Below are 23,028 nucleotides of genomic sequence, written 5' to 3' on the forward strand. Positions count from 1 at the left end.
CAATGTGTCGTGATACGTGTCTTGTCATATCAAACACCCAGTCTACCTCAGGGGCGGCTCAGCAGTGCCGAGTTCAGGCTCTGAGCTTGATTTCCAAGGGATTTCAGTCTCTTGCAGAAGGTTGCTGAGAATCAGCATGCGTGTTGTCCTTCTTCAGGACGCCATCGATGGCTGCGCTCTCACTGTGCACATCGCTCTGCGCCTTGCCCTTGGCAGCAGAACCGTGCTGTATGTTGCTCTTCTGCCCTTGAACAGTCGATTTCTGGTATGTGGCGATTTCTGCAAGCGGAAGCACGATGGTGAAGGTCAGGCCTCCCCCATCGCTTTCAGTGGCACAGATCAAGCCTTTGTGCGCCTTCACGATGGATTGCGCAATAGCGAGGCCAAGTCCGGTTCCACCCTTTTCGCGCGCGCGCGAGGGATCAGCAGTATAGAAGCGTTCAAACAGTTTCTGATGGGATTCCGGTGGGACGCCTGGTCCATGATCAATGTATTGCATGACCGCATAGTAGTTGCCTATGTGAGTTGCTTCGCCCACTTCAACCGCCTCGATGAATTTGGCAAAGGAAGCGTAATTCGAAGGAAGTGTGGAAAGCTGCTGCGGATCTATCGTTGCCGGAAGCACATTCATGGCTATCTGTACGGGGGAATCGCTCGGCGTGTAACGGTGAATGTTGCCCACGATGTTGGTCACCACCTGCCGAATTCTTGATGGGTCACCTTGTAGATGAACCTCGGGAATCGCCGCCTCACTAAATTGGAAGTTCATGGGTTTCGTCGCATTGAGCAGTTGACCGGACACTTTGGGCGTACCTGATTTTGCTTTCTTCCTGGAACCCAAGTCATCGATATTTGGCTGATCCGACATTGAAACCGTTGGGTTTGTTCTTCCCAGATCTATGATCCCTCGCTGAATCGTTCGCGCAGGATCCAGAGCATGCAGATCCTCGGAAGTGTCGTTGACAAGAGTCGTCAGATTGATTTCGTGGTTGAGTTCGATGCCTCGGCCTTCATCGAGTCGCGCCAGTGAGAGCAGATCCTCGACCAAGATGGCCATTCGAGTACTGGACGCCTCGATATGCTCGATTGATTTATCAGCTCGTTCCAATGCTCCAGGATAGTCGCGCTGCATCTTATAGAGTTCCGCATATCCGTGGATTGCTGCCAATGGCGTTCGCAGTTCGTGACTTGCATCGGAAACAAAACGTTTCATCTTATTGGTCGTTTCGGTCTGCTCATGGAAGCTTTGCTCAATGCGTGCAAGCATGGAGTTCAACGATGCGGAAAGCGAGCCGACTTCAGTCGTTTCTGGAACGGCAGGTATTCGTTGTGACAAATCACCCTGTGCTATCTTTGCCGCTGTCTTCTCGATTCGTTTGAGAGGCGTGAGCGTCGAGTTCACAATAAACAAAGCCAGCGCTGCACCCATCAGAACCATGGATGCGCCGAACACGATGCAATATTTCGTCAGCGTTCGCATCGTATCGATCTGGTCGCTGAGTGACAGTCCGATGAAGAGCACGCCATGCGTATCACTCTGGCCTTCAGCGCCCTGCACTTCCCACTTCAGCGCAAGCACTCTCCAGGGTGCCTTGGCAATACCGACCGTGGTTGAATCAGGATCTCCAGGAACATTGGTATAGCTCACATGGGCGGATGTCGTGAACGGCACCGAAATCTGGACGTTCCCCATTGTTCCTGACGCAGGAAGATTGGGAGTGGAAACGATTCCGGATGGAAGGCTTGGAGTCAGTGGTGTCGTCATGATGTTGCTGCCATCATCACGAATCTGCAGGAAGTAGTCGGTTGGGCCGAGCGCAGACTTATCGCTGTCTTCCTGACTGAGCTGACGGATATTGCTGAAAACCAGTGAAGCCTGCCGATTGAGCTGCGTATCGGTTTTTTTCAAGAGATATCCACCGACCATCTGTCGGATGGCCACGGTAATGCCAAAGGTGCCAAGTATGAGTACCACGATCATGCTTGCCACGAGCTTGGTGCTCAAGGGTATGGAATCCACATTGTGCGCGAAGGCCCGCGAGCACCTTGAAAACCGGTGCTTTATCCTGGCTTGGAACGAGCGCTTCGTCTCGCTCACATCATTGCGTGTGCCCATTATGATTCCGCATTGGTCTTTGGCTCGCGAATCATATATCCGATTCCACGCTTGGTCTGGATCAGGGCATCAACCTTGTGGACCTGGCCACTGCCGTCCTCCACCTCGATGCCGTCGACTTTCTTGCGAAGATACGAAATGTAGGATTCGACGATTGCCGCATCGCCGCCCCAGTCATATTGCCACACATGATCCAGAATCTGCGCCTTACTCAGCACCCTGCCTTCGTTATCCATAAGGTAGCGCAGCAGCTTGTACTCGGTAGGACTCAAATCGATTGCCTGCCCCGCACGGGAAACATCATGCGAATCCTCGTTGATTTCCAGATCACCGACCTTGATAATCGGGTCATCTTCAACCTGCTCGCGGGTTCTGCGCAGGATGGCACGGATACGCGCAACAACCTCTTCGAGGCTGAAAGGCTTAGTAACATAGTCATCGCCTCCGACCGTCAGACCCATGACCTTATCCTGGGTGTCATCTCGAGCGGTAAGGAAGAGCACCGGCGCATCGATGCCCTCCTGGCGAATGCGACGCGTGACGGTAAAACCATCGATGTCTGGCAGCATCACATCGAGCACAATCAGATCTGGCTGTGTCTTTTCTATCACCTCGATGGCCTCTGAACCAGAGGCGGCGGTCTCGACTTCAAATCCGGCAAAGTGCAGGGAGGCGACCAGAAGATCCCTGATGGAAGGTTCATCATCAACAACCACGATTGTGGCTTCTATTGGCTTGCTCATGGTTATAGCCTGACTCTAGAGGCTGGAGGTTCCCTGAGAACTTTCTGTATTATTCGTGCCATCTTGCCTACTCTCGCTTTCAGCAGAATTTCTCCCATGCCGCGCATGCCGACTTCTCGAGGATTTTCTCAATGACACCCCGGTATTCTTACGCTCTCCACGATGTGAATGTCTGTGGCCGCCTGGCTCCTTGCCCGCATGCCTTCTGCGCATAATCGTCACGACAAGGGTCACTATGGCCAAGAGAAGCAGCACAGCGGCGAAGATTGCCACGCCCACCCATACGGTCGAGGTAGTGGTTGAGGTCTTTTTCTCCTGAACAATGGCATTCATCATGTCTTTGGCGGAAGCCGCCCAGTCAGGAGTGCTTTGAGAAACGATTGGATTGAGCGCAGCTTTCGAAAGATCGTCAACCGTTGACTGTTTCTTCAACCATTCATCTGAATTCGAAGAAACGGCAACGACCAGATTGCCATCCTGTGAAGCCACTGCGAGCATCACGGTATTGGGCTGAGGATCCAATGATTCCAATAGCTGGCTCGTCCATGTATTGGGATTCTTGCTATCGTCGAAGTTTGCCAGATACAGGAGTCTCACGGTGACGCCTGTCTCTTTCTTGGTACGGGTAATCGCGTCCGTCACTGAGGCAAGATCGCCGCCAAGAAGATTCTGAGTATCGGTTATTGCATCAGAAATTGTTGCCGATGACGAGCTGCTCGAAGAAGCATTTGTGGACGAGGAATCAGATGCACTCGGCGAGGCACTGGATGTCGCCGCCAAAGCTGGATTGCTCGATAGCGTGACAAGACTGATTGCAGCAACAAGGGCAAGAACCGATGCTATGACGGCAACACAAATGCGCACTGCAACATCACTGCCGCGCCTGCTCGCTGCATCCTTGTGCGCAGCATATTCGACCACATTGCCGTGACCGTTATCGGTTATGTCCATTATTCCCATATCCTCCACCCTAGCGGCTGGAATATTATTTCCCCGTATTTGTATCCATCACCTTATGCGAAAGGAATATCTATGCCAAATTATCAAGTTGATTCCGAACGAATTCGCTCTTCAAGTGCAGCCGTCTCTTCCTCAATCAGTGCAATTCGTGATGCGGTCTCGGGCATGTATGCAAATATCAACGATCTGCAAAGTATGTGGACCGGTGGAGCGGCATCTCAGTTCAATACCGTTGCCGATCAATGGCGAAGTGCGCAACAACAGGTCGAGCAGTCGCTTGAGGCGATTCAGGATGCTCTTGCAAAAGCCTCGACGCTCTATGAGGACGCCGAGTTGCAGGCTTCGCGCCTTTTTATGTGAGTACTTATGCAAAAAGGGGCGGAGAGAACACATCTCTCCGCCCCTCCTCATGAATGAATCACTTCAACTCACGAGAGCGCTGATACACGCCTGCCGAATCATTATTTGACTCAGTAACCCATGTCAGGTGCGCCGCCCTGTGCCTGTGGTGCCGGTGGTTCCGGCTTCGTGGCCACAACCGCCTCTGTGGTCAGGAACAGGCCAGCAATGGAGGCTGCATTCTGCAGGGCAGAACGAGTCACCTTCACAGGATCGGCAACGCCGGCCTTGAGCAGGTCTTCGTAGTCGTTGGTGGCCGCGTTGAAGCCCTCTCCATCAGGCAGTGAACGAACCTTGTCGATCACAACTGCGCCTGAAAGACCCGAGTTCTCAGCGATCTGCTTGATAGGAGCTTCGATTGCGCGGAAGACAATGGCAGCACCAGTTGCTTCGTCACTCTCGAGCTTGACATCCTTCTCTGCCTTGGCAGCTGCCTGAATAAGAGCAACGCCACCGCCAGGAAGCAAACCTTCCTCGATGGCAGCCTTGGCATTACGCACTGCATCTTCAATGCGGTGCTTGCGCTCCTTGGCCTCAACCTCGGTTGCGGCACCCACCTTGATGACTGCAACGCCACCAGCGAGCTTTGCAAGACGCTCCTGCAGCTTCTCACGGTCATAGTCGGAATCGGTGTTCTCAATCTCGCTACGAATCTGCGAAACACGAGCATCCACTTCGTCCTTTGCGCCGCCACCGGAAACGATGGTGGTTTCATCCTTGGAGACGATGACCTTCTTGGCAGTACCAAGAACGCTCATGTCGATGGAATCAAGCTTTAGGCCGAGCTCGTCGGACACAACCTGTGCACCGGTGAGAATTGCCATGTCCTGAAGCATCGCCTTACGACGATCTCCAAAGCCTGGTGCCTTGACCGCGCAGGAATTGAACGTACCACGGATCTTGTTGAGGATCAGTGTTGGAAGTGCTTCTCCATCAACGTCCTCTGCAACGATCAGCAGTGGCTTGCCGGACTTCATCACAAGCTCGGCAATGTGTACCACATCTTGCTGGCTAGAGAGCTTTCCGGAAGTCAACAGAATATACGGATCTTCAAGAACGGCGGTCTGCTCGTCAGCATTGGTGACGAAGTAAGGCGCAATATAGCCCTTGTCGAAGCGCATGCCCTCAGTGAAGTCAAGATCGAGACCGAAGCGGTTGTTGTCCTCGACGGTAACGACGCCATCCATGCCAACCTTGTCCAAAGCTTCGGCGATCTTCTCGCCAACCTCAGGATCGGCAGCGGAAATCGTTGCGGTAGCAGCGATCTGCTCCTTGGTCTCTACGTCCTTGGCAGCCTTGACGAGCTCCTTGACGATTGCGTCCGAGGCCTTCTCGATGCCGCGACGCAACGCGATCGGGTTGGAACCTGCAACAACGTTCTTCAGTCCTTCGTGAACGAGGGACTGCGCAAGAACCGTTGCAGTTGTGGTGCCGTCGCCTGCAACATCGTCTGTCTTCTTGGCAACTTCCTTGACCAATTCAGCGCCAATGCGCTCATAAGGATCTTCGAGGTCGATTTCCTTGGCGATTGAAACACCATCGTTGGTGATGGTTGGTGCGCCATAGGTCTTGTCAAGAACGACATTGCGTCCCTTTGGACCGAGCGTAACCTTTACTGTGTTCGCAAGCTTATCCAAGCCAGCGAGCATTCCCTGACGAGCTTCCTCGTCATAAGCAATGATCTTTGCCATTGTCTCCTCCATAAACGGCTTGAGGTATTACGTATCCACTCCTCTACGAGCCTGCTCAATAACCAAACCGTCAGCTGTTCGATTATCACTCTCGTATCGCGAGTGCCAATTGCGAGATTAGCACTCTCCACCTGAGAGTGCCAACTATGCGTGCTGCGAACAGTGTTGAAGGTCCCTCACTTCATGTGTGGACTAACGATGCAAAGCCTGGAAATTTCTATCCCCGTCATTCCGAAAGGCATTTCTATCCCCGTCATCCCGAGCGGAGTCGAGGGATCTCATCCGTCGGCATCGCTGAGGTGAGATCCCTCGACTTCGCTCGGGATGACGGGGAGGAATGAGGCTCGGGATGACGGGGACACACTTTTGCCTATTAACCCCACTTTTTTGCCTATAACCCGCCTATAACCCTGAAAAGGATACAAAAAAGGCTCCGGGCGACCGGAGCCTAGGCTAAAAAGTCTTGATTGAATCAGATCTTGGTGACCTTCGTCGCCTGGAGACCCTTAGGTCCCTGCTCTACCTCGTACTCGACCTTGTCGCCCTCATCGAGGGATTTGAATCCATCGGACTCGATAGCTGAGTAGTGAACGAATACATCTTCTCCACCATCGTTAGGGTTGATGAATCCGTAACCCTTGCCAGCGCTGAAGAATTTCACAGTGCCCTGTGCCATAACAAACTTCCTTAGAAAAGTGCCGCGTCACGGCAGAAGCGAAACTCACCGCTACTATCCGGTCGGCATATACATTCTAGACACGAAAAAGAGCAAAACGCCGAATTTGATGAATTTTTCTCAGGTTTTTTGAAGATATTTCTGATACAAAGCTTTCTTCCGTGCCTGTAGCAACGAATTTCAGCTATTTTACATCCACGACATCATTGCATCAGAACCGCAACCACCGGAGCTGCGACAGAAGTCATCTGCGTGACAGTAGAAATACCGAGCGAACTTGCAACTGCCTCGGCGGTTGCCTTGTCTGTTTCATTTTGATACCAGACAACGCTTGCAGTCGGCAAACTTCCCGTCGGATTCGCCGCTACAACGTTGGTGAAGCCGGCATTGTTCAGCACTGTCTTCTGCTTCGCAGCATAGCCTGCGACTGAAGTGCCATTGATCACGCGAACGCTCGTACTCTTATTGACAGCCTCCGAAGTGCTCGAGGAACTTGATGAGCTCGGTGAAGACGAGCTCGGCGATGACGAAGCGGAGGAAGATTCTGTGTCTGAAGCTGATGTGGACGACGAACTCGTATCAGAGGCAGAGCTCGATGCTGAACTAGACGATGCCGATGAAGAAGCTGTGCTGCTCGAAGCCGCAGTCCATGGCATCCTGATGTTGGAAGCGGCTCCAGAGAGCAGTGCCCACGCCAAGAAGCCCAGCAGCACTGCAATCAGTAGGACAACGAAGTATGGCATGGTGCGCGACGCCAAGGAGCGAGTACCACGATGGACGCCCATCGGACCAGCGGGCGGGTTATCAAACTCATCTCGTGTGTAAGAATCATAACCTGTCCGCTCATTACGCTTGTGTGCCATATAACCGCTCCTCGTCCGACTACATACAGAGTGTAATATCCTCACAGCCCAAGAGGACAATTCCTTCAACATCTTATACGATGTGCCCTCAAATCGTACGCTCACCTTTGCGTCCTGATGGCTACTACTGTGTTCAGTATGGAACAATCCTCACCGACACCTCATATCAAACCCCTCAATCAGCTCGTCGAGGCTGGATGGGCGGATGCCCTGGCACCAGTCGAACCAAACATTCACCATATGGGCGATTTTCTACGTAATGAACTCCGAGCAGGCAGACCATTCCTGCCAGCGAGCGCAAACATTCTGCGGGCATTCAGCATTCCCTTCGATTCGATTCGTGTGCTTATCGTCGGTCAGGATCCCTATCCAACACCCGGCCATCCGGTGGGTTTCAGCTTCTGCGTGGATGCTCATGTCAGCCCATTACCAGGAAGTCTGCGCAATATCTACACTGAACTGATGTCTGATGTCCATGTTCCACAACCCATGAACGGCGATCTGACTCCTTGGACCACCCGTGGAGTGATGTTGTTGAACAGATGCCTTACGGTAGGCGTGGGCAAACCTGCCAGCCACCGTAACAAGGGTTGGGAACAGATAACCGATGCTGCAATCACTGCGCTGAACGCGCGGACCGACGCACAGGGCAATCCCCTTCCACTCGTTGCAATATTGTGGGGCAGACAGGCACAGAGTCTCGAACCGCTATTGAGCAACGCCTTCATCATTGCATCTCCCCATCCCAGCCCGCTTTCCGTCAGATACGGTTTCTTTGGTTCCAAGCCATTTTCAAGGGCAAATGCAGCCTTGGAATCCATGGGCGCCAAGCCCATCGATTGGAGCCTTCCAAGCAACGAGAGAAGCAATGGTCTCAACTGAACCAAGAATCATGGTCAGAAACAGCAGTTACAGTGGTGCGTATGGCATTATTTCCTCCGCAACCACAAGATGGCGCAAAAGACAACGCTCCCGAAGATGCACGACATCGCTCGGCTGACTCTCATGCAGACGAGACAGAGAGTACAGATTTTCCTATGAAACCGGAGACACTCATGCAAACGCTCAACAAAGATCCGCTCACCCACGACGATGAACAGCGAGCACGACAATTCGCTGATACCATTCGTTCGCGATTTGCTCAGACACTCATCGGTCAGGACAATCTTCGTGAGTCTCTGATTGTCACGATGGTCGCCGGTGGTCACATTCTCATTGAATCGGTTCCCGGTCTGGCCAAGACCACGGCCGCCCAAACCCTGGCAACGTCGGTTTCGGGAAGTTTCAAGCGCGTGCAGTGCACCCCCGATCTGATGCCTTCCGATCTCGTCGGTACTCAGGTCTTCGATTTCTCTACACAGCATTTCACCACCATGATTGGCCCGATTCACGCCAATTTCGTTTTGCTCGACGAGATCAACCGTTCCAACGCCAAAACACAGTCAGCGATGCTCGAAGCCATGGCTGAGGGCACAACGACCATCGGTGGAGAGGCCATCAAGCTTCCCAAGCCATTCATGGTTATCGCCACGCAGAATCCCATCGAAGAAGAGGGCACGTATAACCTTCCTGAAGCACAGATGGACCGTTTCATGATGAAGGCCGTCATGACATATCCCAGTGCGCAAGACGAGCAGAAGATGCTTCAGCTGCTCACCAGACGAGGTACGGACACGGTGAATACAGAGACGCTCGGCTCTGACATCATCTCCATCAAGGATGTCGAATTCCTCCGCGCGGCTGCCCGCAAGGTACATGTTTCTGACGCGATCATGAATTATGCCGTCGATCTGGCCGCCACCAGCCGCGGAGCAGGAACCCATCCGATTCAGGGTCTTTCCAACCTGGTCCGTCTGGGCGCGAGCCCTCGAGCCTCAATCGCTCTCACGCGCATTGGTCAGGCAAACGCCTTACTCGCGGGTCGCGATTTCGTCATTCCCGAGGACATCAAGGCGTATGTGCACGAGGTGCTTCGTCACCGTATTCTGCTCACTTTCGAGGCTTTGGCCGATGGCGTCGCAAGCGATGAGGTGATTGATTCCATCGTGCAGGCGGTGCCCGTACCATGAGTTCGCTGAAACATACAACACGCTCCAATGCATCCGGTGACCCCATCCGCAGGAAGATAGAGTCATTGGGCAGCACCCTGAGCCTACCCACGGTACGTCGCGCGATGGGCGCTCTGGAAGGTGAGCACGCATCACGACAACGAGGCGGCAGTCAGGACACGCTCGACATTAGAGCGTACGAGCCTGGAGACGAGGCACGTCTTATCGATTGGAAAACCAGTGCGCGCATTGGCCGTCCGATGATCGCCGAGAAGGAGAGACCCTCCACGAGTCGTGTGTGGATGCTGCTCGACATGGGCATGGAAATGTCAGGGAGTTGCGAGGGCGGCGAACGCGCATTGGATGTGGCATGCAATGCGCTTGCCATGTTCGCAACGCTCTCGCTGCGTCGTTCGGACGATATCTCATTGGTTCTGGGCGATTCTGCGAACATCACGCGCATTCAGTTCAATGGCGGCTTCGCGCAATTTGAACGCCGTCTTGACGCAGCTACCGAACGCGAATTGGACAGACCGCGCAACCTTGATGCGCTGCTGGACTATGGCAGGAGAATTCAGGATCGCAATGCGCTGGTGGTACTGGCAACAGATGATACCGCATTGGAAAAGCCCCAGCTTGAGAAGATCAGGCAGCTTGCGCAGTCACATCCAGTGGTCGTGATCAATGTGGTCACGGTCAATCCCTTCTCACGGCCGAGGTTGTATCACCGTGTCGTCGAAGCGCGAACAGGGCGATTCATTCCGGCGTTTCTTGCCAAACAGTCCAACGCCGAGGGCGTCGAGAACCATCGACGTTTCAACGCGACCCAGCTCCTTCACGAATTGCAGAAATCAGGTTCACGAATGTTGCGTTCCAGTTCAAGTGAGCTGATGTTCCATGATTTTGTCAGGCTCGTTTCAGTATCGCTTGCTCGCAGTTCCACGAATCGAATTGTGAAGCCATATGTAAGGCAAGCAGGTAAGGCAACGGTTGGAGACGGCGCTCAATGAACGATGTCTTCATCATTGCGGCATTTCCCGCTCAGCGATCAGCGACTGCCACCATTGCAACCATTGACACCTCAAACCTCACAGTCGCAGGGGAACTGGGGATGCACGGCCTTTGGCTGGCGACACTCGTGGGCATACTGCTTGTCTTTGCATTGATCGCACTGATCGTTTGGCTGTGGCATCCACGCAAGGTCAAGTTGCTCAAACGAACCGGTGCGCATAGTCAGACTTCACGCACCGATCCTTGGCATGGGCGCATTGACGACATTGAGCAGCGCTACGAGTCTGGCGAGATCACTCGCGAAGAGGCATTCGTCGCATTGGCTCGGGTGGCTCGGGAATATGCCTCAAAGAATCTGAGCAAGGATGTCAGGTCCAATACGCTGGCAGAATTCGGCAATGAGTCCAGAATGGGCAGCAATAGGCATGGCATCGACTTGCTTCGTCAGACGATAGCGGCACTGTATCCACCGGAGTTCGCCGATACGACGAACAATCGTCAGGCAAAGGAATCGACGGTACATGAGGCAGCGCGATGGGTTGGTCGTCTCACAGAAAGGTGGCGCATATAGATGGGAGTGCTTATATGGCGCTGGCCTTGGGTTTTCGCAATAGTTGCGGTTGCAATCGCCGTGGTCTTGGTCTCGATGTGGTGGCGCAATCGACGTAATTATGTGTCCAATGTGCGCGATGATGATGCTGAGGTCTGGAACATCGACACCCATATGCAGACGGAAAGCATCGCAGAGCAATACCGTACCTGGCGCAATCTCAACCGGCTTGCGATGGGATTGCTTTCCCTGGCGCTGATTGTGGCTGGTGCACTCAATGCACGTCCCTCTTCGGTAGACACGACCGAGGAGCACAGCAGCACCCGAGATATTGTGCTGTGCCTCGACGTTTCCGGTTCTGCCCTCCCCTATGATCGCACCATCATTGCCACCTATCTTGGTCTGGTTTCGAACTTTCAGGGCGAACGCATCGGCATGAGTATATTCAATTCTACGTCCCGCACCGTCTTTCCACTTACCGATGATTATTCGCTTGTCTCTCAGCAATTGCGCAAGGCAGACAAAATCCTCGATGGCGTGCAGTCGCAGAAAGACATAGACAAGATGAGCGACAAGGATTATCAGGCTATTTCCGATTGGCTTGATGGAACGCAGAATCGCGAGAACGAAACGTCTCTGATAGGCGATGGGCTGGTGAACTGCTCCGCCATGCTTCCCGGTTTCTCATACTCGGGAACTAGCGCGACAGGAACGAATTCCAGCCGTTCCTCATCCATCGTTCTGGCAACGGATAACGTCGTTTCCGGCAAATCCACGTATTCCCTGAAGCAGGCACTTGACTTGGCACAGTCCGCAAAGATCAACGTCGATGGACTCTTCGCGGGACCTGAGGAGAGTGAAGACGATGCGACCACCATTGCAATGAAGGACGAAATTCAATCGCATGGAGGTATCTTCCTTGCAACAAGCGCCAATGCCGGAGTCGAAGATTTGGTAAAGCAGATTGAAAGCAAGCGCAATGGCAGTGAGGAATCCAATAATCAGGCAAGCATCGTGGATGAGCCCACGTGGTGGGTTCTCGGCCTTGCGATACTGTATGGCGGATTCATGCTCACCGTTTGGAGGTTGCGCCGATGAGTGGATACATGCTTTCCCCATCCCTCGGATGGATAGCCGGCAGCATCATCGCCGCCATACTGATCGTTGCGGCCATTGTCAACGTGATGCTTTACGTACGTCGAAGAAATAACAGCGATACCAGTCTCGCTGCATGCGTGCGACGCAGCATCATCGCCGTTCTGATAGCTATCATGGCTCTGACTCCTAGTGTTGAAGCGACAACGACGAGTCAGGCCATCAATGCGACTGATGTCTATGTTGCTGTGGATGTGACTGGTTCAATGGCCGTGGACGACGCTCAATACGGCAGTACCGACACAATTTCCAGACTCAACGCAGCCAGCAAGGCCGTAACCGACATCACGGCTCTATATCCCAACGCCAGTTTCGCTGGATTGAGCTTTGGAGCCAGTGCCAGTCTTGACGTTCCCTTGACTCCTGATTCGAATGCGCTCACCAACTGGGCTGATACGCTGCGAACCGAACCAACCGCAAGTTCCACAGGCTCAAACCTTGATGCTCCTCTTGATAAGTTGCTCGTCAATCTCAAGAGCACGCATGACCAACACCCGGACGATTCAATCATTCTCTATATCATCACCGATGGCGAGCAGACCAGTTCGACAACGCGCAGAAGCTTCTCGTCGTTGCGCGGATACATCAACGACGGTTTCACCATTGGCGTCGGGTCCACTGCAGGAGGCCAAGTTCCCGTGACTCAGGTCACCGCCTCAGGAGATCAATCGCAGGCTGGCAATTGGGTCATAGATCCGAGCACCAAGAAGCCGGCCATATCGAAGATGGATCCGAAGAATCTGACTGCCATGGCGGACGAGATCAGTGGCAGCTACATTGCTGTGAATGCAAGGAAAACACTCTCCGACTCGGCTTCCAAGGACGCTTCGAAGCAATATCGTGTTACGACGACCGTGAAGAAGCGCAGGCGAGCAATGCCCGTTATCTGGCCATTTGCCATCGCTACCGGGGTGCTGCTGCTCTGGGAATTCGGAGCATGGCTGGCGATGTCAAGGAGGATGCTATGAACAAGCAGACAACGCCAAGAATATCGCCCAAGGCATCGTTTACCGAGGCCGAGCCGAGACTGGTCAAGATGAGAGCTCCGCTGCCTGTAAGGATTGTGCTGATCGTTCTTGCTTTCGTGGTGTTTCTCGGCATAGCGCTCACACTGGTGAACATACGCGCAGCGGGAACATACAACCAGGCAACGCAAAGCCTTCAGAGCAATCTCAAGGCCGCGTCGAAAGATAATGCAGACCTCAATGAGCTCAAGGCATCGCAGCAGCAGAACGATGCGCAGTTATCGGACGCAAAGACTTTTTCTTATATATTGCTCCCGAGCATTTCACAGAGCATCACATCGAATGCCATAACCTCTCAACAGCTGACAGCCCTGATCAATCAGGCGTTGAAGGCGCAAAACGGCGGCAGCGGCAGCACATCTTCGGGCAATGCCAGCGGCGCCCAATCAAGTTCCGCGAGCAGTACTCCCGAATCCCGCCTGAATGCGGAGCAACGCAAAAAAGTCGCTGAACTGCTCAAGCAGAATCAGGAGCTTCAACAGTCTCAGGCAAGCTCATCGGCAAGCACTTCCAGCAGTCCTTCAAGCTCGTCCAACTCAACGACCAAACCATGGTGATCGGGGTCTGGTGCCTCAATCCGCGGCACTCGACCAGTGTCGAACCTTTCCACATCCGACCACATCGCTCCTCCTCGCTTGATATCGATGGTGAGCACATGATGCACTGAGACGATGAATATCATAGCCCCAAAAGATCCGTTCGCCTCTCAGCCCTCACCATTGCTCACCGGAACCGATGCGCTGGCGAGCAATGCTGCAATCACTGGCACGACGATTCAGACGCAATGCTCCTGCATCGCTTTGGCTCGTCGCCATATAGAGCATCTCCTTCCCTGTGTTGTCGCAACGCAACATTGGCTTCTGGAGTCGCAGACAGCACTTCAAGGCATTCACACCATCGCGTGGGAAGGCGTTGCTGCATCGCAGGCACGTCAGGAAGCCCGACAACTGGCGCTCAGCTGCCAACACTGCACGCGGTCCGTGCACGGGCTCAGGCTCAGACTCGAAAGCTGGATGTGACATGCTTGCCTATTCGCGTCACAGCGCACGTTCTTCACTCTATGGTGGACAATCGTTTATGGCACCTGAAACGCAGCATTGCGCCACGTTGGTTCAACAGCTCGAAGAAGCCGCACAGGGCTTGGAATTGTGTGTCTCACGCTGGCACGATGCGACCATCCAGACCGGTGCACTGCGCGCCCAGTCTGCGCTATGTCCCGTACTCTATGTCGAAGCGGCTGTCTGTACTTCGGCCATCATCTCGACATCACATACACGTCTCAAACCATCGCTGCTTATTCCTCAGATCAGCGACCTTGCAGTCGCCCTGCAGCAACTGAGCAATGACATAGCCGAATTGGCCGCTCTGATCGCTCGGGCGCATTCGCTCTACTCTCAGGCTGAGCAGACCACCCTGCGCTTGCTGACGGGTCTTATGGCCGGTTCTGCAGTGGCGTTCCTGGCGAATGGTCTGAGTGCATGCACAGGTATGATTTCCGCCCTTGTGCAAGGCAATCGGTTGCATGTACTGCCGGTCGACGGCACTGCACTTCCTGCCGTGACTTCAACCGAAGGGGCGCTCACCAATCTGCAGCTGCTTGCCTCCAACGGTGACTATGCCACCATTGCCATACAACAGTATGTCAATGAGCATGGCAAGAGATCCTGGCTGGTGACGATTCCTGGAACCGACTCCCATATCGATTCTCCCATCGGCTGGCTGCAGAACATGGAACTCATGAGTGACATCATCCACACGCTTGCAAGCCGATAGCGTGCGATTTGTACTCGACGCGATGAGGCAGACAGGTATCGAAAGATCAGAGAACGTTATGCTCGTTGGCCACTCCCAGGGCGGCATTGTTGCAGCAACAATTGCGGCCGACATGGCCGAGGAATATCAGATCGCACATGTGATCACCGCAGGCTCACCCGTTGCAAACCATCCAATACCGAGCAACACCTGGGTTACCAGCATCGAAGTCGAAGCCGATGTGGTACCCGACCTCGATGGAAGGCACAATCCCAGCAGACAAACATGGCTCACGGTTCGAGCACAAGAGGCCAAGAAACAGTCCAAGTCAGAATCCGACAAGCAGCAAGAATCAAATCAGCGCTCAGCAGGAACAGCTGAGCAATCCCCTGACAAGGCAGTGTCTGAACCTTCGAAAAGCGAATCACACACCATGCGCAAGCAGCAGGAGGCATGGCGCGATGCATTGCATCTTGGCTCACCCGCCGTAGAACTCCATGATGCCCATATCAGGGAGATCATGGCTGGCACACTCGAATCCACACAGTATTATCAAGGCCGCCTTCATACCAGTGAAAACAGTCACCACACCAACACCTGAACCTCAGGATTGACGATACCCTCCAAGCGTTCATGGCTTCGCGTAGTCTGTTGGCTATGAAGCTTTCTGAAATTGAACCAGCACTTGCTCTCAGCCCTCTCGATGGACGCTATCAATCGCAAATCTCTCCCCTTACCGAGTATTTGAGCGAAGCTGCGCTCAACAGGGAAAGAATGCGCGTGGAGGTTGAATGGATGATTCTGCTTGCAAATGGCTTTGATGGCAACGGTAATCAGCCAATCATTGAGGGTGTGAACCGATTCAGTGATGCAGAGCAGGCCTATCTGCGTGACATTCCTGAGACCTTTGGCAAGGACGGCATCGTCGAGCTCAAAGGCATCGAAGATGTGACCCACCATGATGTAAAGGCTGTCGAATACTATATCGACCGTCGACTCGATGCCGCTGCCTCACAACTCGGCCCAGATACAGAGCTTGCACGCTTGAAACCGCTCGTGCACTTTGCATGCACGAGCGAAGACATCAACAACCTTTCGTATGCACGATGCATCAAGGATGCCGTTCAGCATATCTGGCTTCCTGCCACGCAGGAACTGGTCGATTATCTCAAGGCAAAGGCGGAGGAATTCAAGGCACTTCCCATGCTCAGTCTGACGCATGGTCAGCCTGCAACCCCAACCACGCTGGGCAAGGAGCTTGCCGTGTTCGCATACCGCCTTGGCAGGCAGATCAAGCATGTGAAGGCTCAGGAATATCTGGGCAAGATCAACGGTGCGACAGGTACCTTCGGCGCTCATGTTGCGGCGCTCCCCGATGTTGACTGGCTTCAGGTCTCTCAGGAATTCGTCATCAACCGCATGCATCTGACATGGAATCCACTCACCACCCAGATTGAATCCCATGACTGGCAGGCAGAACTCTATGGCAGCATCAGCCACCTCAACCGCATTGCGCACAATCTCGCCACCGATTCATGGATGTATATCTCGCGAGGCGTATTTGCGCAAACCCCAGTCAAGGGCGCAACCGGTTCGAGCACCATGCCCCATAAGGTAAATCCGATCCGCTTCGAAAATGCCGAGGCCAATCTTGAACTCTCGTGCTCGTTCTTCGATACGCTCGCCGCGACGCTGACAGAGACTCGCTGGCAACGCGATCTGACCGATTCGACCACACAGCGCAATATCGGCTCTGCCTTCGGATACGCTCTGCTTGCGTTGAACAATCTGCTCGGCGGCCTCAGATCGATTCATCCCAACTTTGCTGCAATCGCACAGGAATTGCAGAATAATTGGGAGGTTCTGGGAGAGCCGATTCAAACGGCGATGCGAGCAGCAGCGCTCAATGGCCGTTCAGGAATGGACAATCCTTACGAAAGAGTCAAGGAACTGATGCGTGGCCACACCATTGACCATGCAGCAGTTGAATCCTTTATTTCCACAATCAACTTTGACGAAGAGACTTCTCAGCGTCTCAGGCAATTAAGCCCAGAAAGCTATGTAGGTATTGCCGAGCGTTTGGTAAACTTCGACTGATATGGGGAACAATCGCACATTTCGAGATAATGTCCGCGATTCTGACAAGGATGGCAGCTCTGCGACGGAGGTTGGCGAAACGGACTTGCACAAGGCACATTCGACTTCGCTCCGTGGTTCTTTCAAAATCACGCCAAAGATAACCGACACGGCTCCTGAACGGGTGCACGATGTCGGCGACCTGGTTCGTGCCGGAACTGCACTGTTATCTGTGGCATTTGTTGTGCTGGTCTCCGTGTATCTCAAAGGTCTGACCGCGGGTGTGGAATCCGATGTACACACCGCTGCTGGACATGCACTTGAGTGGCTGATCGATATTCCAACCAGTCTGCTTCAGCAGTTCACCACAATTGTGATCGTCATTTGGGTGCTGGTGCAACTGCTGATCAATCGCGAATGGCTTCAGGCCATAACATCGACGCTTGCGCTGTTCAGTGGCTATATCGTTATCCGACTGTTCTCACTGTTGATCCTGGATATCGGGAACCAGACACTTGCTGAATCATTGAGCTCGTCAGCACTCATGAGGGGTGTGGGATTCCTTCCCGACATCTATGCGGGACTCGGAGCATTCCTTACGGCAGCAGGGCCACGGCGCATGCGCAATTCTCTCGTATGGGGATGGAACATACTCTTTGGCGTGGGAATCATTTCAGTGGCCCTCTCGTCCAATTCACTCTCGGCATCGCTGGTCTCCCTTGCCGTTGGGTGCGTTCTGGGCATGCTGATTCGTTTCGCTTCGGGTACGCAGAACAAGGGTGCCTGGGGCAGTGCAATCGTGCAATCCTTGAGAACCATCGGCATCGACACCGCAGTGCTCAACCGCCTGCCCGATGACTCGCTGCAGAATCTGGTCTCGGATCCGAATACGACAAGCGAGCAACGCAATGGGCATGGCAACGGCCAGAATACCAATCAGAGCGGGTTCTCACTGCTTGACGACAACACCTCCCAATCTCGCATCTATCAGGTCATCGATGCTCATGACAAGTCCTATATCGTTTCGGTGCTTGACAACCAGACCCACACGGCCGGTTATCTGGTACAGGTGTGGCGGTGGATCAAGTTCACAGGAATTGCCATGCGCCGAGATCGATCCGCGTATGACACGACCGAGCATCATCTCTCCATGCTGCTTGGATTACGCAATTTTGGTCTTGTGACGGCTCATCCCTATGCAATGTCAGATGTCGGTGAATCGTCCATCCTCGTGTACGAAACCGATGTGAAGCTCGAATCGCTGCCATTCCACGACATCAGCGATGACGACGCACAAGAGATGATGCGTTATCTCGAAGTTGCGCATAAGCATGGCTATACGCATCGTCATATCTCCGCTTCGAACCTCTCGCATGACGATCATGGTCACATCGTGATCGCAGGCTGGCAGAACGGCGATTATGCGAGCTCGGCACCCAATGTGAGCATCGACCGCGTGCAGCTTCTTGTGCTGCTGAGCTGTGCCATAGGTAGGCAACGCACCTTGAAGGTTGCGTGCAGGGTTTGGGGCAAGGATGCAGTGATTCAACTCGTTCCATTCATTCAGAAGGTTGCAATTCCAGCTTCGACACGCGCGCTCCAGTCATGGGACAAGAACACCATCAAGGCGTTGCGCGATGACGTTCGCAAGCTCAGCGATGAAGACACCGTCGAATCCCTTGAGGCTGTGAATCTGTCACGTTTCAGCTTCCGATCCTTCGCGGCCCTGGTGCTGCTGATCATTGCTGTAGTGGTCATCATCACCCAGTTGAATCTTCAGCAGGTCATCGATGCCGTTACCCACGCAAACCCATGGATGGCTGGTCTATGCTTCCTCTTTGGTGTCATGGCATGGCTTGGCGGCGCCATATCGCTTGGAATCTTCGTAGACAAAGACAAACGCAATTATCTGGGACTGTTCTTTACCCAGGTTGCTTCGAGTTTTACTGCGGTATCAATGCCATCGGGCGTTGGACCTGCCTTTGTGAATCTGCAGTATCTTCGCAAGAGCGGCTATAAGAACAGCATCGCGACGGCAATCATGAGCGCTGTCGTCGCCGTGCAGTTCGCCACCACATTTCTGCTGTTGGTCGTCATCGGCATATTCTCGGGACGCAACACCTTCTCGGGGATGATTCCCACGAATCTGCTTGTCATCACCATCGGCATTCTTGCCATAGTCATTGCACTCGGCATAGCCATAAAGCCAATTCGCCAATATGTGCTCAAACGTCTGCTGCCAATCGTCTCGACATACACCCGCCAGCTGCTTGATGTACTGACGCAGCCGAGAGAACTGATTATCAGCTCCCTAGGCTCTTGGATGCAAAGCTTTGGACTCGGCTTTGGCTATTGGGCCGCTCTTATGGCATTCGGATATCATACGAACATTCTGGAAACCACCTTCATCTATCTGCTGGCCAACACGATTGGCTCGGCGGTCCCAACCCCGGGCGGTCTGGGTGCTGTGGAAGCCGCATTGACATTCGGATTCTCCAGTCTCGGTGTTCCCACTGCCCTTTCACTTTCAGCCACCGTACTCTTCAGGGTTGCAACCTATTGGATTCGCATTCCCCTGGGCGCCTTGGCCGCGAAATGGCTTGATAGACATAACCTTTTGTGACCGAGAGGGAACGCTCAAATGACGCTGATATGACGATGATGTGAAAATGCTTGTCAAGATAACGGCGTTTTGCGGAAAAACCCCCAAGAACGCGTCAATTTCAACGGATATGCGCTAATATCGTCTGTGACCGATGGGTTTCCCGGAAAGGATGGGGGCCCCCAACAGAAGGATGCTCATATGGCATACAACAAGTCTGATCTCGTTTCGAAGATTGCACAGAAGTCGAACCTCACCAAGGCGCAGTCCGAAGCAGCAATCAACGCATTTCAGGATATTTTTGTAGAGTCCCTCCAGTCAGGCGAAGGCCTGAGACTTACGGGTCTTTTCTCAGCAGAGCGCGTCAAGCGCGCTGCCCGCACCGGCCGCAACCCACGCACCGGTGAAACCATTAAGATTCCAGCAAGCTATGGCGTTCGTATCAGCGCTGGCTCACTGCTGAAGAAGGCAGTAACCAAGTAATTTGGGGATTACACAGTTTTTTTATCCCGGCCGATACCGATATCGGCCGGGATTTTCTGTATCGTTGCGCTGTATGCCGGCTGGGCGCACACTAATATTCCAAGATCGCGAGTTTTGTTGCCTTTTTGAAGTATAAACGAGCAGAATCGTTGAAATAGCGTCTGGCTAAGGCCGATTTCAGCAAAGTCTACTTCGAAAAGGCAACAAAACTCGCATTCTCAACGCATCAGCTGATTGCATCGATGAATTTTTCGAACTGAGGCGTGGACTCGCACATAAATGGATCCATGATTTCGAATTCTGCATGGTTTTCTTCTCCAGTGGCAACCAGATGCGTCCAGTCGCACGACCACGAGAGGTCCTTTGCCAAGGCTGCATGAATGAATCGTCCACGGAGATGGGCGCGCGTGTTCATGGGCGGATTGTTTACAGCATCGACAATCATCCTTGCATCGATCAGACTTCGGATGCGATGGTGTGCCTGCATTGACTCGAAAACATGACCATTCATGATGTCATGATATTCAAAGTCAAACATTTTCAACTGAGCCCACGATGGAGCTGAACCAGGAGCATGCAAAGTGCTATATCGGTGCTTGAGCGCATTGATGATCCGGAGCTTTGCAGCCCAATCAACCCAGCTCGACAACGATTGCCAGTTCCCATCTTCTATCGATTGCAAGGCTTCACCCCACAATTCAAGCACCTGACCAGCATTATCGAGCACCATGTCTTTGTCATTGCTGTGTCTCGTCACAAAATCCTGCGCTGCTTCAAGATACGCGTGCTGAATCGACAATGCAGAGGAGTGCATGGAATCCCCGCCGTCTCCAGATCCGACCACATCGATGGCAGCATGGCCGCTCATATCCTTGCTCACAGCCCGAATCGCCTTGCCCGGATCAATGAGTGCGTATGGTTCGAATGGGGTGAGTGTGCCCCGCTCAACGGCCTCTTCGATGATGCAGAGCACCAGGTGGGTCGTTGCCAGCTTCATCCACGTTGCTGTCTGGGATCGATTCGAATCGCCAACGATAACATGCAGTCTGCGGTAAAGCTCAGGATTGGCATGGGGCTCGTCGCGAGTGTTCACCATGGGGCGAGAACGCGTCGTGGCACTCGACACCGCCTCATCTAGGTAATCGGCTCGCTGTGAGAGTTCAAAGCCGCTGCGCGTAACCTTCCCTGCACCGGAAAAGAGCTGACGCGTGACCAAGAACGGTACCAGCAGTCTTCGCACGTCATCAAGCGATACCTGCCTTCTGAGCAGATAGTTCTCGTGGCAGCCGAAGGACTGTCCGGATGCGTCAACGTTGTTCTTGAACAGATGTACCCGGGCCTGAGGACCATGCTGCCGCTGCAACTGTTCCTGGGCACGCTGGGCCAGACCGATCATGATGTGTTCTCCCGCAAGATCCTGCTTGAGGGCATCAAGCGGCGACCGCGTCTCTGCGGTCGCATATTCCGGGTGCGAACCAACATCCAGATAGAGCCGTGCGCCATTGTGCAGATAGGTATTCGTCGACCGGGATCGAGAAACGACCGGTTGAAACATTGTTCTGGCCACTTCTGCCGCCGGGCAGGGCCGTTCGGTTCCCGTCACGCTGATTCCATATTCGGTTTCTATGCCAAATATGCGGTCGAAACTGCCGTTCGAAGCATCGAGGAAGCTGCCACTCAGCGCATCATTCGTGTGGGAATCTCGCAACTGCGGCACATCACTCGCCACCTTTTTGGACAAAGCGGCTGACATACTCCTCAGCATTCTCAGACAGCGAGGTTTCAATGTCGTCCAATACCGAATCGAGTTCATCGATGTGCGACTCGTTGCCGTTCTCACGTTGCCTGGATTGCAGATCCGCCTCCTCTGCGTGAGTTTGCTGAGCCTTGCTTTGCTGTTCCTGTGGCATAACAGACCTTCCTTCACATGCTGGGATGGGATGCTGCTCCACACCTCTCATAGATGTGAAGAACACTCCAATCCGTCCGTGGATGCAGTTATCAATCCTGGTTGAGATATGGCTTCAAGTCGTCGTCAATGAGTCCGTTCGTCGCAACGATGTCGTTATCTCGTCCCCAGTCGATAGGATTGCCATTCCACTGATTCAATTTGCCCTGTGACTCCCATACAACCACAGTTCCAGCCGAAACGGCAGGAATATCCCAAGAATGAAGTTTCGGTTCGAAATAGGCATCGTAAGTGCCATCGGCGACCTTGCACAGGTCGAGCGAAGTTGGTCCAACGCGTTTAATGTCAGCCGGCCTTCCAGCCATTGCAGCCACGGTTCGCAATGCTCGCTTTGACTCTCTTGGGAAATACGACATGCCGAAGCTCACCACGGATCCGTCCAGAGAATCCGTCGTCGAGGGAATGATCTTTTCTTGCTTGCTGCCAATCGGGGTGCGTCGGATGCGAATCGCGCCCTGACCCTGTGCGGCAAGATAGGTCAATCCCAGCGCCGGTGCATGAACGACACCGATGATGGGCGACGGCACACCATCTTTCCCAATCTTAAACAGCGTGAAGGTGACCGCCCATTCCGCCATGTTTCTCACATAGTTGATGGCACCATCAATATTGCCAATGCACCAATATCGGCTGTTGGGCTCTCGGTCGGAACCCTCGTCTTCCCAGAACCCATCGGCTGGATCGATCTTGGAGATGCCATCCCTGCAAAAGCGCATCAATCGAGTGTCGACCTCTGAAGTGAAACGTTGTTCCGACTTAGGCTGAACACGATACTTCAAATCATGCGGATTGACCTGATCCTGTAGAGCATGTTCCCCTGCGTCAAATGCCAAATGAGATACCCGTGTGGTTAAATCCCTCAAATCCATCAATCCCACCTCAATCCTTCTCGAATGAAATGATACAGAA

At 53.4% G+C, this 23,028-nt stretch carries 24 protein-coding genes; 15 read left to right on the forward strand and 9 right to left on the reverse strand.

Annotated features, from left to right (window positions below; translation table 11 throughout):
- Positions 1-103: 103 nt before the first annotated feature.
- The 3 genes from BAQU_RS08395 to BAQU_RS08405 form a co-directional block, all read right to left on the reverse strand.
- Positions 104-1,981 (reverse strand): sensor histidine kinase, encoded by a 1,878-nt coding sequence (locus BAQU_RS08395; protein ID WP_094694898.1) that lies wholly within the window; start codon positions 1,979-1,981, stop codon positions 104-106.
- A gap of 134 nt (positions 1,982-2,115) precedes the next feature.
- Positions 2,116-2,859: a response regulator transcription factor gene (locus tag BAQU_RS08400; protein ID WP_094694649.1), complete on the reverse strand. Its 744-nt coding sequence runs from the start codon at positions 2,857-2,859 to the stop codon at positions 2,116-2,118.
- Between the two features lie 15 nt (positions 2,860-2,874).
- Positions 2,875-3,819 (reverse strand): TPM domain-containing protein, encoded by a 945-nt coding sequence (locus BAQU_RS08405; protein ID WP_143241986.1) that lies wholly within the window; start codon positions 3,817-3,819, stop codon positions 2,875-2,877.
- Positions 3,820-3,891: 72 nt separating this feature from the next.
- Between BAQU_RS08405 and BAQU_RS08410 the strand changes: the two genes are divergently transcribed.
- Positions 3,892-4,179 (forward strand): WXG100 family type VII secretion target, encoded by a 288-nt coding sequence (locus BAQU_RS08410; protein WP_094694653.1) that lies wholly within the window; start codon positions 3,892-3,894, stop codon positions 4,177-4,179.
- Positions 4,180-4,289: 110 nt separating this feature from the next.
- Here the strand turns inward: BAQU_RS08410 and groL are convergent, their stop codons facing one another.
- The 3 genes from groL to BAQU_RS10630 all read right to left on the reverse strand — a co-directional run bounded on the left by groL (position 4,290) and on the right by BAQU_RS10630 (position 7,031).
- On the reverse strand, positions 4,290-5,909 hold the full coding sequence (gene groL, locus BAQU_RS08415; protein ID WP_094694655.1) for a chaperonin GroEL: 1,620 nt from the start codon (positions 5,907-5,909) through the stop codon (positions 4,290-4,292).
- Positions 5,910-6,381: 472 nt separating this feature from the next.
- Positions 6,382-6,585: a cold-shock protein gene (locus BAQU_RS08420; protein ID WP_094694657.1), complete on the reverse strand. Its 204-nt coding sequence runs from the start codon at positions 6,583-6,585 to the stop codon at positions 6,382-6,384.
- Between the two features lie 203 nt (positions 6,586-6,788).
- Positions 6,789-7,031, reverse strand: coding sequence for a LytR C-terminal domain-containing protein (locus BAQU_RS10630; protein WP_244568497.1), 243 nt, complete (start codon positions 7,029-7,031; stop codon positions 6,789-6,791).
- Between the two features lie 19 nt (positions 7,032-7,050).
- Between BAQU_RS10630 and BAQU_RS10635 the strand changes: the two genes are divergently transcribed.
- The 14 genes from BAQU_RS10635 to BAQU_RS08490 all read left to right on the forward strand — a co-directional run bounded on the left by BAQU_RS10635 (position 7,051) and on the right by BAQU_RS08490 (position 20,150).
- Positions 7,051-7,410, forward strand: a complete 360-nt coding sequence (locus BAQU_RS10635; protein WP_244568498.1) for a hypothetical protein — start codon at positions 7,051-7,053, stop codon at positions 7,408-7,410.
- A gap of 176 nt (positions 7,411-7,586) precedes the next feature.
- On the forward strand, positions 7,587-8,330 hold the full coding sequence (locus BAQU_RS08430; RefSeq protein ID WP_169713293.1) for a uracil-DNA glycosylase: 744 nt from the start codon (positions 7,587-7,589) through the stop codon (positions 8,328-8,330).
- Positions 8,331-8,503: 173 nt separating this feature from the next.
- Positions 8,504-9,517, forward strand: a complete 1,014-nt coding sequence (locus tag BAQU_RS08435) for an AAA family ATPase (protein ID WP_338022715.1) — start codon at positions 8,504-8,506, stop codon at positions 9,515-9,517.
- The gene (locus BAQU_RS08440) at positions 9,514-10,506 is read left to right on the forward strand and encodes a DUF58 domain-containing protein (RefSeq protein WP_094694663.1); all 993 of its coding nucleotides are present in this window, start codon (positions 9,514-9,516) and stop codon (positions 10,504-10,506) included. Before BAQU_RS08435 ends, BAQU_RS08440 begins: the two co-directional genes overlap by 4 nt.
- The gene (locus tag BAQU_RS08445; RefSeq protein WP_094694665.1) at positions 10,503-11,078 is read left to right on the forward strand and encodes an SHOCT domain-containing protein; all 576 of its coding nucleotides are present in this window, start codon (positions 10,503-10,505) and stop codon (positions 11,076-11,078) included. Before BAQU_RS08440 ends, BAQU_RS08445 begins: the two co-directional genes overlap by 4 nt.
- Entirely contained in the window at positions 11,079-12,155 is a 1,077-nt protein-coding gene (locus BAQU_RS08450; protein WP_094694667.1) for a vWA domain-containing protein, read from the forward strand.
- Complete coding sequence (locus tag BAQU_RS08455) at positions 12,152-13,180, forward strand: VWA domain-containing protein (RefSeq protein WP_094694669.1); 1,029 nt, start codon at positions 12,152-12,154, stop codon at positions 13,178-13,180. Before BAQU_RS08450 ends, BAQU_RS08455 begins: the two co-directional genes overlap by 4 nt.
- The gene (locus BAQU_RS08460) at positions 13,177-13,794 is read left to right on the forward strand and encodes a DUF6466 family protein (RefSeq protein WP_143241987.1); all 618 of its coding nucleotides are present in this window, start codon (positions 13,177-13,179) and stop codon (positions 13,792-13,794) included. Before BAQU_RS08455 ends, BAQU_RS08460 begins: the two co-directional genes overlap by 4 nt.
- A 114-nt stretch (positions 13,795-13,908) precedes the next feature.
- Positions 13,909-14,256 (forward strand): hypothetical protein, encoded by a 348-nt coding sequence (locus BAQU_RS10460; RefSeq protein ID WP_158215677.1) that lies wholly within the window; start codon positions 13,909-13,911, stop codon positions 14,254-14,256.
- A 58-nt stretch (positions 14,257-14,314) separates the two neighbouring features.
- Positions 14,315-15,010: a hypothetical protein gene (locus BAQU_RS08470; protein WP_158215678.1), complete on the forward strand. Its 696-nt coding sequence runs from the start codon at positions 14,315-14,317 to the stop codon at positions 15,008-15,010.
- Entirely contained in the window at positions 14,979-15,590 is a 612-nt protein-coding gene (locus tag BAQU_RS08475; protein WP_143241989.1) for a PGAP1-like alpha/beta domain-containing protein, read from the forward strand. The genes BAQU_RS08470 and BAQU_RS08475 overlap by 32 nt, the downstream gene beginning before the upstream one ends.
- Before the next feature lie 56 nt (positions 15,591-15,646).
- On the forward strand, positions 15,647-17,086 hold the full coding sequence (purB, locus tag BAQU_RS08480; protein WP_094694902.1) for an adenylosuccinate lyase: 1,440 nt from the start codon (positions 15,647-15,649) through the stop codon (positions 17,084-17,086).
- 1 nt (position 17,087) lies between these two features.
- Positions 17,088-19,688, forward strand: coding sequence for a lysylphosphatidylglycerol synthase transmembrane domain-containing protein (locus BAQU_RS08485; RefSeq protein WP_094694678.1), 2,601 nt, complete (start codon positions 17,088-17,090; stop codon positions 19,686-19,688).
- Between the two features lie 180 nt (positions 19,689-19,868).
- Entirely contained in the window at positions 19,869-20,150 is a 282-nt protein-coding gene (locus BAQU_RS08490; protein ID WP_094694680.1) for an HU family DNA-binding protein, read from the forward strand.
- 226 nt (positions 20,151-20,376) lie between these two features.
- Here the strand turns inward: BAQU_RS08490 and BAQU_RS08495 are convergent, their stop codons facing one another.
- From BAQU_RS08495 to BAQU_RS08505, 3 genes are all read right to left on the reverse strand, one after another.
- The gene (locus BAQU_RS08495; RefSeq protein WP_415447726.1) at positions 20,377-21,867 is read right to left on the reverse strand and encodes a proteasome accessory factor PafA2 family protein; all 1,491 of its coding nucleotides are present in this window, start codon (positions 21,865-21,867) and stop codon (positions 20,377-20,379) included.
- A gap of 1 nt (position 21,868) precedes the next feature.
- Positions 21,869-22,060 carry a ubiquitin-like protein Pup gene (locus BAQU_RS08500; RefSeq protein ID WP_094694904.1) on the reverse strand — a complete coding sequence of 64 codons (192 nt, stop codon included), beginning with the start codon at positions 22,058-22,060 and terminating at the stop codon, positions 21,869-21,871.
- A gap of 91 nt (positions 22,061-22,151) precedes the next feature.
- Positions 22,152-22,988 carry an inositol monophosphatase family protein gene (locus BAQU_RS08505; RefSeq protein ID WP_094694684.1) on the reverse strand — a complete coding sequence of 279 codons (837 nt, stop codon included), beginning with the start codon at positions 22,986-22,988 and terminating at the stop codon, positions 22,152-22,154.
- Between the last annotated feature and the right edge of the window lie 40 nt (positions 22,989-23,028).

Source organism: Bifidobacterium aquikefiri (assembly GCF_002259795.1).
GTDB classification, from domain to species: domain Bacteria; phylum Actinomycetota; class Actinomycetes; order Actinomycetales; family Bifidobacteriaceae; genus Bombiscardovia; species Bombiscardovia aquikefiri.

Bases quoted from the DNA above. Each gene is read 5' to 3' on its own strand.
- BAQU_RS08395 (WP_094694898.1), bottom strand. From the start codon at position 1,981: ATGATCGTGGTACTCATACTTGGCACCTTTGGCATTACCGTGGCCATC.
- BAQU_RS08400 (WP_094694649.1), bottom strand. From the start codon at position 2,859: ATGAGCAAGCCAATAGAAGCCACAATCGTGGTTGTTGATGATGAACCT.
- BAQU_RS08405 (WP_143241986.1), bottom strand. From the start codon at position 3,819: ATGGGAATAATGGACATAACCGATAACGGTCACGGCAATGTGGTCGAA.
- BAQU_RS08410 (WP_094694653.1), top strand. From the start codon at position 3,892: ATGCCAAATTATCAAGTTGATTCCGAACGAATTCGCTCTTCAAGTGCA.
- groL (WP_094694655.1), bottom strand. From the start codon at position 5,909: ATGGCAAAGATCATTGCTTATGACGAGGAAGCTCGTCAGGGAATGCTC.
- BAQU_RS08420 (WP_094694657.1), bottom strand. From the start codon at position 6,585: ATGGCACAGGGCACTGTGAAATTCTTCAGCGCTGGCAAGGGTTACGGA.
- BAQU_RS08430 (WP_169713293.1), top strand. From the start codon at position 7,587: ATGGAACAATCCTCACCGACACCTCATATCAAACCCCTCAATCAGCTC.
- BAQU_RS08435 (WP_338022715.1), top strand. From the start codon at position 8,504: ATGCAAACGCTCAACAAAGATCCGCTCACCCACGACGATGAACAGCGA.
- BAQU_RS08440 (WP_094694663.1), top strand. From the start codon at position 9,514: ATGAGTTCGCTGAAACATACAACACGCTCCAATGCATCCGGTGACCCC.
- BAQU_RS08445 (WP_094694665.1), top strand. From the start codon at position 10,503: ATGAACGATGTCTTCATCATTGCGGCATTTCCCGCTCAGCGATCAGCG.
- BAQU_RS08450 (WP_094694667.1), top strand. From the start codon at position 11,079: ATGGGAGTGCTTATATGGCGCTGGCCTTGGGTTTTCGCAATAGTTGCG.
- BAQU_RS08455 (WP_094694669.1), top strand. From the start codon at position 12,152: ATGAGTGGATACATGCTTTCCCCATCCCTCGGATGGATAGCCGGCAGC.
- BAQU_RS08460 (WP_143241987.1), top strand. From the start codon at position 13,177: ATGAACAAGCAGACAACGCCAAGAATATCGCCCAAGGCATCGTTTACC.
- BAQU_RS10460 (WP_158215677.1), top strand. From the start codon at position 13,909: ATGAATATCATAGCCCCAAAAGATCCGTTCGCCTCTCAGCCCTCACCA.
- BAQU_RS08470 (WP_158215678.1), top strand. From the start codon at position 14,315: ATGGCACCTGAAACGCAGCATTGCGCCACGTTGGTTCAACAGCTCGAA.
- purB (WP_094694902.1), top strand. From the start codon at position 15,647: ATGAAGCTTTCTGAAATTGAACCAGCACTTGCTCTCAGCCCTCTCGAT.
- BAQU_RS08485 (WP_094694678.1), top strand. From the start codon at position 17,088: ATGGGGAACAATCGCACATTTCGAGATAATGTCCGCGATTCTGACAAG.
- BAQU_RS08490 (WP_094694680.1), top strand. From the start codon at position 19,869: ATGGCATACAACAAGTCTGATCTCGTTTCGAAGATTGCACAGAAGTCG.
- BAQU_RS08500 (WP_094694904.1), bottom strand. From the start codon at position 22,060: ATGCCACAGGAACAGCAAAGCAAGGCTCAGCAAACTCACGCAGAGGAG.
- BAQU_RS08505 (WP_094694684.1), bottom strand. From the start codon at position 22,988: ATGGATTTGAGGGATTTAACCACACGGGTATCTCATTTGGCATTTGAC.